The organism is Echinicola strongylocentroti (assembly GCF_003260975.1).
GTDB classification, from domain to species: Bacteria; Bacteroidota; Bacteroidia; order Cytophagales; family Cyclobacteriaceae; genus Echinicola; species Echinicola strongylocentroti.
In genome coordinates this window covers 5,463,145-5,476,531 of the sequence record NZ_CP030041.1, presented here as the reverse complement: position 1 = coordinate 5,476,531, position 13,387 = coordinate 5,463,145, and the positions used below count along the sequence as shown (strand labels likewise).

Genomic DNA, 13,387 nt, shown 5'->3' with positions numbered 1-13,387 from the left:
CACCATTAGTTGATTTATGTATGAAAAGAACACTACAGTTGACCACTTTTATAAATCCTATTGACCTTTGAAAAATAAATGGATAAAGCAGATCGGACCTGGACCGCTGGTAGCAGCAGCATTTATAGGACCAGGAACTGTTACAGTCTGCAGCATGGCAGGTGTGCGCTTTGGCTATGAATTACTTTGGGCACTATTGCTTTCAATAATTGCCACCGCCATGCTTCAGGAAATGGCTGCGAGAATTGGGCTGATCACCCAAAAAGGCCTTCCTGAAGCCATTCGATCAAGTATAAAGCAGCCATTGCCCAAGTTGATGGCGCTCGGCTTAGTCATAGTGTCCATTGTGGTGGGAAATGCGGCTTATGAAGCTGGTAATCTCACCGGTGCCGTAATGGGACTGGAAGCCTTTATTCCTTCTACCTCTCCTCTTCCATTTGGAATAGCCTTCCAACCCTTCCCCCTACTCACAGGGCTGCTGGCTTGGGCACTGCTGATGAGAGGGAATTATAAAACTGTCGAGCGATTTATGGTAGGCGTTGTGCTTTTCATGAGCATGGTCTTTTTGGTCACTGCATTAGTAGGCAAACCTCCATTTTCTGAACTAATTACCGGTTTCATCCCATCGATCACTTCTGAAAACACCTTTTCCATATTGGCGCTTATTGGCACCACGGTCGTGCCCTACAACCTCTTTCTCCACTCCTCTTTGGTGGCTAAAAAATGGCATGCTCCGTCAGACCTTAGGTATGTAAGGATGGATACCTACCTTGCTGTATTGGTAGGAGGTTTGGTCTCCATGGCGATCATGGTAACAGGTGCGTTGGGCAATGCCGACAAAATAGAAGTCATTACAGATCTTAGCGAAAGCCTGAAACCACTCTTGGGTGATTTTGCTCCGTATTTTTTGGGGCTGGGGCTTTTTGCAGCGGGGATCACTTCATCGATCACCGCTCCCTTGGCTGGAGCGTTGGTCATATGTGGCTGTTTTGGATGGGACAATGGCCTAACTACTTCACCTATGCGGTGGACTTTCAGCATTATCTTGCTACTAGGTATTATTTTTTCCTCCTTGGGAATCCACCCCGTACGGTTGATAGGCATAGCACAGCTAACTAATGGGATATTGTTGCCTGTTTTAAGTACCTTTATACTGTGGATGGTCAATAAGCGGCAATTGATGGGCAAAAACACCAATCCGTGGTGGGCTAACCTATTGGGCTTGGGCATCTGGATCATCACTTGTATTTTAGGTATCAAAAGTATCTTGAATGTAGTCCAAAATTGGAATTTATGAAAATAGATATTAATTGTGATCTGGGTGAAGGAATGAAGACAGATGCTGATGTAATGCCATACATCTCCAGCTGTAATATCGCTTGCGGAGGACACGCCGGAGATAAAGCATCCATGCAAGCCACCATTAACTTGGCACTGAAGCATCACGTAAAAATCGGTGCTCATCCCTCGTACCCGGACCGCAAGAACTTTGGCCGTGAGACCATGGACATTCCTCATTCGCAGCTTAGCGCCAGTATCCTTGAACAGTTGCAAATGTTCGACAAAATCCTTAAACAGCAAAACGCTCCACTTCACCACATCAAACCTCATGGAGCACTTTATAACCAAGCAGCAAAAGACACTAAAACGGCACAATTGCTAGTGGACTTGATCAAGGAAAATTATCCTGACACCATCCTATTTGCACCATTTGGCTCCAAAATAGGCCAACTGGCCAAAGAAAACAACCTGCAAGTGTGGAATGAAGTCTTTGCCGACAGGAATTATACTGATGACCTGACATTGGTATCCAGAAAAGCTCCTCATGCCATCATTAAGGGAACAGCCAAGGTCCTTAGCCATTTGGAAAGAATGATCAATGATGAGAAAGTAAAGACCTTGTCAGGCAAACAATTCCCAATCATTGCCGACACCGTATGTGTTCACGGAGATCATCCTGAAGCATTGGCCTTGACGAAGGCCATATACCAAGCAGTCAAGATGCCATAAAACTGCTAACGAAATCATTTAACAGATCCTAAAACATCCTGATCAATGTCACATCAATTTAAGTACAAGCACATATCGCCCACCTTACTTGAACTGTATTGGCCCCCAAAGATCGCCCCTTCTACCTTGAAGGAAATGACCTCACTGAAAGCAACTGTGCAGCAACTGTGGCAGGAAGACTTGCTGGACGTCATAATGGGCTATCACTGCCTAAGTCTTAGGTTCAAAGCCCCATTTCAGCTCAACGACATCATCAATAAACTGGAGGAAATCGCCGAAACCAGCGCAGAAGGAGCTTCCAAGCACTCGGGAAAACGATGGCTTATCCCAGTATGGTATAGTGGCAAAGACCTGAATATGGTAGCGGAACATACCGGCTTATCAGCAGATCAAATCATCAACCTCCATAAAAAACATCCCTATTTACTTTATTTTTATGGCTTTATGCCGGGGTTTATGTACTTAGGAGGACTGGACGAGCGGCTTTTTGCCCCAAGGAAGACGCAACCTGACCCGTTGATTGAAAAGGGGGCTGTGGCCATTGGCGGGAAACAAACTGGAATTTACCCCATGGACAGTCCTGGTGGCTGGAATGTCATCGGAAAAACACCTGTACAGCTGTTCAATATCAAAAAAGACCCTCCATTGCAGCCACAGCCTGGCGACGAAATAAAATTTGAAGCCATTTCAAAAGAGGATTTTCACACAATATCGACCCAAATAGCAGAGAAAAACTATCAAATACGCTATGAAAACACCTGACGGAAAATTAGAAGTGGTCAACGCTGGTTTTTATGGAACAGTCCAAGATCTTGGCCGAACGGGGTACGGACACTGGGGCATACCTGCCGCCGGCGCGATGGACCAGCAATCCTACCAACTCGCCAACCACTTATTACGAAATGAACCCAATGCAGCCTGTCTGGAACTGACCATGATAGGCGGGGAATTTCTCTTCCACCATCCCACTACGGCCGTTCTTACAGGCGCTCCAGCAAGCATTCAGGTAAACCAACAGACTGTCCCAATTAATCATGTCATCGAAATAGCCAAGGGCGATCGACTGAAACTTTCTCCTGTAAAGTCCGGTTGTAGGATGTATCTTGGTGTGCATGGCGGATTTCAGACGCCCTCAGTCCTTGGTAGCCGGAGTTGGTATGCTGGCATTACTCCACATGATCGCCTTCAGGAAGGTATGCATTTGCCTTTTTCTGCCGCTACCACCCAACCTCCCAGAGCCCTTGCCAAGGTAGCTATGGACGATGCCCTCTTCGAGGACCAAAAGATTGAGGTATACCCAGGGCCAGAAGCTTCAGAAATGGGAGACACTTCTTTTGAAAAGCTCTTCTCAACTGATTTTCACCTATCCGCCAAGCAAAACAGAATGGGTATACAGCTTGAAGAAAAGATTGAAAACCAGTTACAGGAAATCCTAACGTCCCCTGTCTACCCAGGAACTGTCCAGCTCACTCCAGGAGGCAAAACGATGATATTGATGAAAGATGCCCAAGTTACCGGAGGATATCCGCGTATTTTGCAGCTTACCGAACAGGGAATATCGTGCCTCTCCCAAAAAAAACAAGGAGACAAAATCAGGTTTATATTGATCAATGAATGGTAGTATGATCGTCACGGTCTAGTGGACAAGGCTTGCATTAGCCTATCTATTACGATTCATAGTGCATAAACCGGGTTAAAAATGGCAGTTGATCGGAACTAGCTTGTTAAAATCACGTTTAATAGCCAACATCATTACTTTAATTGTATTCATGAAAAAAGGTATTCTGAGTTTTTTTCTCGCCACATTGCTTTTTATAGTCACGTTTTACCTAAGTGCCCAATTGCTATCCATATCCAGAGACTATAGTCTTTGGGGTGTTGGGGCTTTGCTGGGGTTTATACTGATTTTTGTAATTGACACGCTGTACATTCAGCAGCTAGCTAAATTTCTACCTTCTAAGTGGACCATTTTTATCTCACTATTTGGGGTATTGCTATTCGCCTTTATCAGTCTGCCAAGCCTTCGGTTTGCTACCAAGGTCCTTCCTACCGTCATCAGTTTTGTCCTTGGCGTATTGGCTGCAGCGGTGTACGCGTCGGGCCTCCGTAAGCGTTATCTCTACACTTTTCTCATTGCGCTATTCCCCTTCTTGCTCAATCTAAACATCTATTCCACTTGGGTACACTATATAGAATTCGGCAATACTTCTGGGGAAGTCTCAGCACTCCGATCAGTGCCATTTTCGGCATTGGATAAAAATGGCAAAGAAGTAAACAGTGAACAGCTGAAAGGAAAAGTAGTCCTTTTGGATTTTTGGTTTATCGGCTGTGCTCCATGTTGGAAAAAATTTCCCGACTTACAGCGCTTCCATGAGCAATACGGAGATCATCCTGAAGTGGCCATTTTTGCGATCAACAGACCAATGGCCAGTGACCATCCCGGACAGTCATTTGAGTCTATCCAAAAAAAAGGATATGATTTCAATGTCTTGCAAGGTGATCAAAAGATCATGGATGATTTCGGCATCTATGTCTATCCCACGGTGGTCGTCTTAAATAAGGACGGAAAGATCATTTTCATGGGACAGCTGGACGAGGCCATCACTAGCGTCGAAGAAGCACTTCAAGAATAAAAGTGCACCGAACATTGCTACGGCAACACAAAATCGGGGGGATAATCCTGCAATTATTAAGGATAAAGACTATCTTTAATAAAATGGAAAGGCTTCAAATGAAAAAACATGTTATCCTCTTCTTCAGTTTGATATGGTTGTTGCTCCCTGTCCTTGCCCAAGGGCAAACGGGAAAAGTGTTTGACGAACTCACCTTGGAAAGCAGCATCTTGGGGGGTGAAAGGAAATACGCCATCTACCTTCCACCGGATTACGAGACCTCTGAAAGGAGCTATCCAGTACTCTACCTCCTCCATGGTGCAGGTGATGACCAGACGGGCTGGGTACAATTTGGAGAAGTGCTCCATATCACTGACAAGGCCATCAAAGAAGGCACCGCTACTCCAATGATTATCGTCATGCCCGATGCTGATAGCGGACGCCGAGGGTATTTTAACCAACTAGATGGAAACTGGAACTATGAAGATTTCTTTTTTGAAGAATTTATGCCCTACATCGAAGGCAACTACCGCATCAGGGCCGAAAAAAGGTACAGGGCTGTGGCCGGTCTTTCGATGGGCGGCGGTGGAAGCTTGATCTATGCCCTGCGTCATCCTGAACTATTTTCTTCCTCAGCCCCCTTGAGCGCTTACGTGGGGCCGCTTTCTCTGGATGAATTGAAAAGAAGAATGGACACCGAGAAATTCACTGACCAAGAAATCCAAACTTATTTCGAAAACCATAATGCACTATCCTTGATCGAACAGGTTTCTGAACAGGATAAAAAAGCTGTCAGATGGTATATTGACTGTGGAGACGATGATTTTCTCTATGAAGGAAACAGTCTCGTCCATATTGCCATGAGAAAACAAGAAATTCCGCATGAATTTAGGGTAAGAGATGGCGGGCACACTTGGACTTATTGGAGAAAATCTTTACCTTTAGTATTAACGTTCGTTTCTCAAGCCTTTCACCAATACTAAAATAACCTGTATTTTCGCTAATGAATCAAAACGAACTATTTATGCATAAAAAGCATTAAAAATTAGTTAAAATACATTTTTTTATATAAAATTGACAAAAATAAGAATTTTGAAAGCACTAGTCGTTATTACCCTAACACAGCAAACAATCTATTTATAGATAAAATTTACCATTTTACTAATAGTTTTTAATCTTAATTAGTACAAAAATGATTGAGGAAGCAGTAAAAGAGAAAATCGCCCTGCAAGGGAGAGACCCCGAGAAAATTGAAGCGCAAATAGTCAGCTTCAAAAATGGATTCCCATTTTTAGCGATCGATGAGCCGGCCACCATTGGAAACGGGATAGAAGAAATCACCGAGGAGCAGATTTCTGCCTATGAAGAGAGCTACCCTTCTATGACCGCAGAAAAAGAACTGGTGAAATTCGTTCCTGCAAGTGGTGCCGCTACAAGGATGTTCAAGAATCTTTTTGCTTATCTGGAAAGTGAGGATCAAAGCTTAGAGGCCAATCCCTTTGTAAAAACATTCATCTCCAACCTAAGCTCATTTGCCTTTTACAAAGACTTGAAGGAAAAACTCTCCGAGAAAGGCAAAAGCATAGACGTTCTTCTGGACAGCGGAGATTATGCTACCATCATCACTTACCTTCTCTCTGACGAAGGTCTTGGGTATGGAAAGCTACCAAAAGGTCTACTCAAATTTCACAATTATGAGGAAGGAAGTAGAACGCCGGTATACGAGCATTTTATCGAAGGCTTACAGTACGGCTTAGGAAAAAACAATACGGTAAGGCTTCACTTTACCGTCTCCCCTGAGCACCAAGTTCGGTTTGAAGCTAAAGTGAATGAACTCAAGAAAACACTAACTGAAAAATACGGGGTTAATTTTGACGTGACTTTTTCTCAACAAAAGCCCTCTACAGACACCATTGCGGTGAATATGGACAACACTCCATTCATGGAGGACAATGGAGAAATTCTCTTCAGGCCAGCTGGACATGGAGCATTATTGGAGAACTTAAATGAAATCGATGCTGATCTAATTTTCATCAAAAACATCGATAACGTAGTCCCCGACCACCTCAAAGAAACTACCAAGAAGTTTAAAATAGTAATTGCCTCTATCTTGCTTGAAACGCAGGAGAAACTTTTTGGACTGTTGAGGAAGCTACACAAAGACCCAAATAAAGAAGTCATCAATACCGCAGAGGCATTTTTGGAAAACGACCTTGGCCTTAGGCTATCCCCTCAATTCAACAAATTGCTTGATAGCGAAAAAATCGACTTCCTTAAAACCAAACTCAACCGCCCACTTCGTGTCTGTGGAATGGTGGAAAACACTGGCGAACCGGGCGGAGGGCCATTCTGGGTAAAGGATAAAGACGGCTCATTCTCCCTACAAATTGGCGAAACGGCCCAACTGGATCTCAATGACAGCAAAACCACCAAAATATTCCGAAGCTCATCACACTTTAACCCTACAGACTTGGTGTGTGGAGTAAAAGATTACGAAGGAAATAAATTTGACCTGCTACAGTATCGTGACCCAGAAACAGGTTTTATTACCCAAAAATCCAAAAACGGAAAAGACCTGAAAGCCCAAGAGTTGCCGGGATTGTGGAACGGATCTATGGCTGACTGGAACTCTATCTTCGTAGAAGTCCCTCTTGCCACTTTTAATCCCGTAAAAACCATCAATGACCTATTAAGAGAACAACATCAATCTTCATAGTTGGCTTTTCGCAGCAAAACAGTAAATTTATAACCAGTACTTGTCCAACCTACCGGAAATCTCTCCAGTGCTTGGACAAGTACATTCGTTTATAAATCAATCAACCTTTTTTATGCGTGCATTGGTAATTTCAGGAGGAGGCAGCAAAGGCGCTTATGCCGGCGGTATAGCTGAATTTTTATTAAGAGAATGTAAATTGGAATATGACTTGTTCGTAGGCACCTCCACGGGCAGCCTCCTTATTCCCCACCTATCTATCGATCATATAGAGAAAATCAAAAACGTTTATACCACTGTTACGCAAAAAGACATCTTTAAGATCTGCCCGTTCATCATCACCAAAGAAGACGGCACCTTTAGAAGTCGAATCAACCACTGGGGAATCATCAAAATGTTTGTGCAGCAAAAGAAAACATTTGGTGACACCAGCAACTTACGCAAACTCATCGCAAAGAGCATTAGCAAAAATGACTTCCAAAAAATGAAAGCCAACAGTGCTGAAGTGGTCATTACTGTGTCCAATTTAAGCACTAATCAAGTTGAATATAAGTCCTTGAAAGAATGTGCCTATCATGATTTCTGTGACTGGATCTGGGCTTCTGCCAATATGGTACCCTTCATGAGCCTAGTAGAAAAAAACAATATGGAGTATGCAGATGGCGGAATGGCGGACCTTATTCCCATATCGGAATCCATCAGAAGAGGAGCAAAAGAAATCGACATTATCGTCCTCAAAACCAATAAACCTACCTCTCCAAAAAACCCAGTAAAAAACGCCTTAGAACTTACCACTAGGACTTTTGACTTTATGCTCAATCAAATATCCAACGACGACATCACAATCGGAAAGCTCCAAGGCTCCCAAAAACAGGTCAAGTTGAATTTTTACTATCCTCCAAAAGTCCTCACAGAAAACTCACTGATCTTTGACCCCAACCAAATGAGAACTTGGTGGCAAGAAGGCTATGATTTTGCCAAAAACACCTCTCCAATTTGTAAGAGCTTTGGTTAAGAATGGATCTTGAACCCAGTTTATGCATATTCCGGATTGAATAAGGCTCAAGTCGGCAGCTAATGGAACCAGGCGTGAGTGTCCCACGGCAGATCAGGTTACTGTTGTTTCGATGTCTTGTTGTCTGCTCCAAAACTGGAAAAACCAAGTAAACCTGTCGAGCACCCGTCAGAACGAAACCGGCCCAAGCCATGCTTTTGGAGCATTAATGAAAATAATCTACAGGGAAAATAAATTTAAAAAAGTGTACCGAATATTACCCCAAAAAGGAAATTGCTAGTTCCTTGAAATTTGAGGTCAAAAATGTTATCTAATTTGAATATTTTGCTAAACCGTTATAATAAAGAAAAAAGCAGGGAAATGTCCCCTGCTCTTTACTTTGAAAACTAAACCAACTATTATTTAACTACCACAGTTAAACAAAAATAATAAATTCTTGCAACAAACAAAATATTTATCTAAAAAGGAATGTTATCTACTCTTTTTTGTTGCTCACTTTGTACAGTAGTCCTAAGGACAAACCTTGGCTATATTGGATACCTGGATCCTGATCATAATCGTATAGGTTAATGCTCGTAAATGTCACGCTGATGATTTCTGTGATTTTTGCAGTAAGGGTTACATCTAGTCGGTGGTCAATTTCCTTAAAAGACAATGTTTCATAATTGGCATACATCTGATACCTGGACAGAATATTGAAGTTTTCACTGATGTCCTTGTCCCACTCGGCAAAAATCTGCATTGCCAACCACTCTGTTCTTACCGTTTCACCAATTGGCACACCGTAATTTTCCTCTACATTGTCAGCAATGGATAAGTCATTCACAAAAGTCCATCTTGGAGACAAGGGCCCTATTCTCAACACAAAGTCATCATTTGGCTTATACTCAAAACCAAGAGAAGTCGTCAGGTATGCTGGAGACAAAAATCCGGAAATCAATGTCCTAGGGTCTTCATCGTAATTATACCCATTGGCAAACTGGGAAAGGAAGTTTGCGGAGAAATAGGCGTCCCAGTGTTCTGAAACACTATAACCCACTTTTGAATCCAAGAATATCCTATCATTGGACTTTCTTCCAACTTCTCCTTCATTCTTGACCACACCGTACAAGAGTTCCATTTGATTATCCCAGCTCCATTTTCCTTTGGCGTAATTGGCTTTTCCTTTCAATATAGCTCCTAGTGCCACCGAGTTCACACCACCGGCAGACCAGTTACTACTGAAAGCCCCTTGGTTAAAGTTAAGGCCAGCAGAAAACTCTTTAGTCCAATAGGATGTGTCTGAGGCGACTTGGGAAACACTGTCCGTTAGATCCTGTGCATGGGCTCCCATTGCCAGCAAAGAGGTGAATGACAAAACAGCGATAAATTTCTTCTTTGAAAAAAACATTATTAATAGATTTATTATGATATTAAAATAAATATACGCTCCAAAATTATGGAAAAAGAATCTGAAAATGAATTAATAGTAAGAGATTATCTAGCTCGCCAGCGCACAAAACTAGCAAATGACAGAACATTACTTTCCTATATCCGAACGAGTCTCTATTTTTTGGTCAGTGGCACCGCCTTGGTCAAGGTAGAAGACTTAGAAAATATAAAAGGTCTTGGGTATATTTCCTTTGTAATTAGTGTCGTATTTTTAGTGGTTGGATTTATTAATTTCTTCACTATCAAAAGGAAAATCAAACGGGGCCACTATGCTAAAATGTAACCTATGACAGCCGAAATCATCACAGTACTCGCTATCGTAGCGATAGCGATGGTCTTGTTTCTCACTGAAAAATGGTCGATTGATACGGTTTCGATAATGGTAATGGTATCGTTCATGGTGACCGGTATCCTTACGTTTGAAGAAGGCGTGGCAGGCTTTAGCAATCCCGCTACCATCACTGTAGGAGCCATGTTTGTCATCAGTGCTGCTGTTTTCAGGACGGGATCCCTTAATACGGTCAATATTATGTTCCTACGGATGAGGAGGAAAAGTGAATTTGTATTCATGCTTGCCCTCATGGTTTTTTCCGGTGTACTTTCCGCTTTCATCAATGATACCGCTGTAGTAGCCTTACTGATGCCCGCTGTGCTCAAAATCGCCAAGGACACTGGTATCGCACCCTCTAAGTTACTAATGCCGCTTTCCTTCGGGGCACTTATGGGAGGCGTCTGTACCTTGCTGGGCACTAGCACCAACATTCTCGTAAGTGGTATTGCACAAAGCCATGGAGTGGAGCCTTTTGGAATATTCGAAATGAGTGGAATGGGACTGGTCTTTCTAGCCACTGGCATTGCTTATATGGTGCTTATTGGCCAATGGATCATTCCTAAAAGACAGCCTAGCCGTGACATTTCCGAAACTTTCGACATGGGAGACTATATCACGGAAATCTTTGTCACGGAAAAATTTGAGGATACCGGAAAATCCATAAAGATGTCGCGCTTGTTCACAGACTATAACATGGATCCCATCCAAATCATCCGTAAAACCGGAGAGGTGATCAACGCCTATAAATACACCGTCATCCGAGAAGAAGACACCATCCGGGTGAGGTGTGACAAAGACACCCTTACGCAAATACGCAATATCCAAGGGATAGAGCTCAAAATAGACCTAAAACTAAAAGATGAAGACTTCCGCTCCCAAGGACACAAACTCTATGAAATGGTCGTCCCTCCCAACTCCAGCCTTATCAATAACACGGTAAAGTCCATTGATTTCAGAAGGACTTATCCTGGGCTGACCGTGCTGGCCATAAGGCACCGGAATGATATCCTACATACAAAATTAAAAAACACAAAGATCTCTGCCGGCGATGTGCTATTGGTACGGGGCGATGAAGAAATGGTCGATCAGTTAAAGGGAAGTGACCATCTTCTTGTCATTTCCGAGAACGCTACACCAAGGATGGTCTGGAAAAAAATCGCCTTTACCCTCTTTATCGTCGTCGCAGTAGTCACTGTAGCGGCACTTAAATGGCTACCAATTCCCATTGCCGCAATTCTGGGCGTAGTCCTCTTAATCCTATTTAAATCCATCAGCTCTGAAGAAGCTTACCGGTCCATAGACTGGAAAGTCCTCTTTATGCTGGCTGGGATATTGTCCATGGGCACAGCCTTAGAAAAAACCGGTGCAGCCAGCCTTTTGGCCACGACCTTAGTGGATCAGTTGGGTAGCTATGGCCCAAGAACTATCATGAGTGCTGTTTTCTTGGTCACCTTCCTCTCGACCAATGTCATGTCAAACAATGCCACGGCGGCTCTGCTAGCCCCCATAGCAATAAGTATTGCCAATACCATGGAGGTCAGTGACCGCCCATACTTAATGGCAGTTACATTTGCTGCTTCGTTGAGTTTTATGACTCCAATGGGGTATCAAACCAACACGATGATCTACACACCTGGAAACTACAAGTTCATGGATTATGTAAAGGTGGGTACCCCGTTAAACATTCTTTATTGGATCATTGCTACTATTTGCATCCCAATGTTCTTCCCTTTTTAGGGAAAATATACTTCAACCATGAATATGCATTAGCACATCTATTGCTGTTTCAAACCTTCCCGGTAGCTATCGGGGCAGGCGATAACGACAAGCATAAAACGAATTTAACCAACAATATAAATTACCTACTTTTGCAAAATAAACACATCCAGCTGTGAAATACATCCAACAAGAAGGCACCACTTTACTGGTCTTTGGCATCCTCATTATCGCATTACTATTGGTAGACCTTTTTATTTTCAATAAAAAGTCGCATAAAGTCAGTATCAAAGAAGCCCTCAAGTGGTCCATTATGTGGATTGGACTTGGTGTGCTGTTCGGACTGTACATCTATTGGGACATGGGGATTGACAAAGCCTCCCAGTATTACACGGCATTTCTGATCGAAAAAGCATTAAGCGTAGACAACCTTTTTGTGTTCATCATGGTATTTAGGTTTTTTAAAGTTCCAGATGCTTATCAGCACAAAGTGCTTTTTTACGGCATCCTGGGAGCCATTTTTATGCGGGCCATTTTTATATTCTTTGGTGTCACACTGATAGAGCTTAGCTACCTTCCTCCTATCCATATTGCTGGGCATACCCTCAAGATCAATGTGGTTATGACACTATTTGGACTCTTCCTTATTTATGCGGGATGGAAATCATGGCAGCCTGAAAAAGAAGAAACTGGTGATTACTCCCATTCCATTGGCACCCAACTCATCCACAAACTTTTCAAAGTAGACCCTCATTTTCACGGAGACCGTTTCTTCACACGTATAAACGGAAAACGTTTCGCTACGCAGTTGCTCGTGGTGGTAGCAGTGATAGAGTTTACCGACCTCTTATTTGCCGTGGATTCCATTCCAGCCATATTTGCTATTTCCAATGACCCCGTCATTCTCTATACATCAAACATATTTGCCATCCTCGGTCTCCGTGCCCTGTATTTTCTTCTAGCAGGAGCATTTGATATGTTTTATTACCTCAAACATGGCTTGGCATTTATACTTGTTTTTATCGGGATAAAAATGGTCATCGCTCCTCTGTATCATTTCCCTAGCACTATGTCCTTACTCGTGGTGGGCTTTATATTGGCCATATGTATCACACTTTCGCTTATTCGTTACAGAGCACATAAACAAGCCTCTTAAGACCTGAAACTATACCATTAAAAAGCCAATCAACTATTTGCTAGGTTATTTGCTTACTAATAAAGCCTTATAACCTGAGCTCGACTTATTTTAAGTATTAAAAACGTTGCGAACTTGTCTGCCTTTGGCTCCAGACAGGCCTGCCTTGGCATCAGACAGGCTCGCAGTGCATATCCCGTGCGGTACGGAAACGGTTTTATAATCGAACTGAGGTTAAGAGCCCCGTTTTTGATTGACTTTGACCGAGGAACATTGATTGTTTTGGTACTTGCATGAGGGAGGGGGTATATGTTTACTTCACGTAAAAAATAGTGGTTGATTGTAAAAAAGAAAATGACTTTCCCTTACTTTTTATAATTTTGTCGTAGAAGTAATCGTCCAATACAAATAACAAAACCACTAA

General features: G+C 42.7%; 12 protein-coding genes. 11 read left to right on the top strand and 1 reads right to left on the bottom strand.

All coding sequences use genetic code 11. The annotated features are described in order from the left end of the window. The first annotated feature begins 67 nt into the window (after nt 1–67). The 8 genes from DN752_RS21745 to DN752_RS21710 all read left to right on the top strand — a co-directional run bounded on the left by DN752_RS21745 (nt 68) and on the right by DN752_RS21710 (nt 8,350). Nucleotides 68–1,297, top strand: coding sequence for an Nramp family divalent metal transporter (locus DN752_RS21745; protein WP_112785931.1), 1,230 nt, complete (start codon nt 68–70; stop codon nt 1,295–1,297). Next, complete coding sequence (gene pxpA, locus DN752_RS21740) at nt 1,294–2,010, top strand: 5-oxoprolinase subunit PxpA (protein ID WP_112786655.1); 717 nt, start codon at nt 1,294–1,296, stop codon at nt 2,008–2,010. The genes DN752_RS21745 and pxpA overlap by 4 nt, the downstream gene beginning before the upstream one ends. Before the next feature lie 45 nt (nt 2,011–2,055). Continuing rightward, entirely contained in the window at nt 2,056–2,772 is a 717-nt protein-coding gene (gene pxpB, locus DN752_RS21735; protein ID WP_112785930.1) for a 5-oxoprolinase subunit PxpB, read from the top strand. Next, nucleotides 2,759–3,631, top strand: a complete 873-nt coding sequence (locus DN752_RS21730) for a 5-oxoprolinase subunit C family protein (RefSeq protein ID WP_112785929.1) — start codon at nt 2,759–2,761, stop codon at nt 3,629–3,631. Before pxpB ends, DN752_RS21730 begins: the two co-directional genes overlap by 14 nt. A 148-nt stretch (nt 3,632–3,779) precedes the next feature. Further along, on the top strand, nt 3,780–4,643 hold the full coding sequence (locus tag DN752_RS21725) for a TlpA disulfide reductase family protein (protein WP_112785928.1): 864 nt from the start codon (nt 3,780–3,782) through the stop codon (nt 4,641–4,643). A gap of 98 nt (nt 4,644–4,741) precedes the next feature. Then, nucleotides 4,742–5,605 carry an alpha/beta hydrolase gene (locus tag DN752_RS21720; protein WP_112786654.1) on the top strand — a complete coding sequence of 288 codons (864 nt, stop codon included), beginning with the start codon at nt 4,742–4,744 and terminating at the stop codon, nt 5,603–5,605. 209 nt (nt 5,606–5,814) lie between these two features. Beyond that, on the top strand, nt 5,815–7,338 hold the full coding sequence (locus tag DN752_RS21715) for a DUF4301 family protein (protein ID WP_112785927.1): 1,524 nt from the start codon (nt 5,815–5,817) through the stop codon (nt 7,336–7,338). Between the two features lie 112 nt (nt 7,339–7,450). Continuing rightward, nucleotides 7,451–8,350, top strand: a complete 900-nt coding sequence (locus DN752_RS21710; protein ID WP_112785926.1) for a patatin-like phospholipase family protein — start codon at nt 7,451–7,453, stop codon at nt 8,348–8,350. 475 nt (nt 8,351–8,825) lie between these two features. On the opposite strand, the gene DN752_RS21705 is transcribed toward DN752_RS21710, so the two are convergent. After that, nucleotides 8,826–9,740: a DUF3078 domain-containing protein gene (locus DN752_RS21705; RefSeq protein ID WP_112785925.1), complete on the bottom strand. Its 915-nt coding sequence runs from the start codon at nt 9,738–9,740 to the stop codon at nt 8,826–8,828. A gap of 48 nt (nt 9,741–9,788) precedes the next feature. Between DN752_RS21705 and DN752_RS21700 the strand changes: the two genes are divergently transcribed. From DN752_RS21700 to DN752_RS21690, 3 genes are all read left to right on the top strand, one after another. Beyond that, nucleotides 9,789–10,064, top strand: a complete 276-nt coding sequence (locus DN752_RS21700; protein WP_112785924.1) for a DUF202 domain-containing protein — start codon at nt 9,789–9,791, stop codon at nt 10,062–10,064. A gap of 3 nt (nt 10,065–10,067) precedes the next feature. Beyond that, nucleotides 10,068–11,849, top strand: a complete 1,782-nt coding sequence (locus DN752_RS21695; RefSeq protein WP_112785923.1) for an SLC13 family permease — start codon at nt 10,068–10,070, stop codon at nt 11,847–11,849. Between the two features lie 154 nt (nt 11,850–12,003). Continuing rightward, nucleotides 12,004–12,984: a TerC family protein gene (locus DN752_RS21690; protein WP_112785922.1), complete on the top strand. Its 981-nt coding sequence runs from the start codon at nt 12,004–12,006 to the stop codon at nt 12,982–12,984. Nucleotides 12,985–13,387: the final 403 nt, after the last annotated feature.

Bases quoted from the DNA above. Each gene is read 5' to 3' on its own strand.
- DN752_RS21710 (WP_112785926.1), top strand. From the start codon at position 7,451: ATGCGTGCATTGGTAATTTCAGGAGGAGGCAGCAAAGGCGCTTATGCC.
- DN752_RS21730 (WP_112785929.1), top strand. From the start codon at position 2,759: ATGAAAACACCTGACGGAAAATTAGAAGTGGTCAACGCTGGTTTTTAT.
- DN752_RS21715 (WP_112785927.1), top strand. From the start codon at position 5,815: ATGATTGAGGAAGCAGTAAAAGAGAAAATCGCCCTGCAAGGGAGAGAC.
- DN752_RS21725 (WP_112785928.1), top strand. From the start codon at position 3,780: ATGAAAAAAGGTATTCTGAGTTTTTTTCTCGCCACATTGCTTTTTATA.
- pxpA (WP_112786655.1), top strand. From the start codon at position 1,294: ATGAAAATAGATATTAATTGTGATCTGGGTGAAGGAATGAAGACAGAT.
- pxpB (WP_112785930.1), top strand. From the start codon at position 2,056: ATGTCACATCAATTTAAGTACAAGCACATATCGCCCACCTTACTTGAA.
- DN752_RS21720 (WP_112786654.1), top strand. From the start codon at position 4,742: ATGAAAAAACATGTTATCCTCTTCTTCAGTTTGATATGGTTGTTGCTC.
- DN752_RS21695 (WP_112785923.1), top strand. From the start codon at position 10,068: ATGACAGCCGAAATCATCACAGTACTCGCTATCGTAGCGATAGCGATG.
- DN752_RS21705 (WP_112785925.1), bottom strand. From the start codon at position 9,740: ATGTTTTTTTCAAAGAAGAAATTTATCGCTGTTTTGTCATTCACCTCT.
- DN752_RS21700 (WP_112785924.1), top strand. From the start codon at position 9,789: ATGGAAAAAGAATCTGAAAATGAATTAATAGTAAGAGATTATCTAGCT.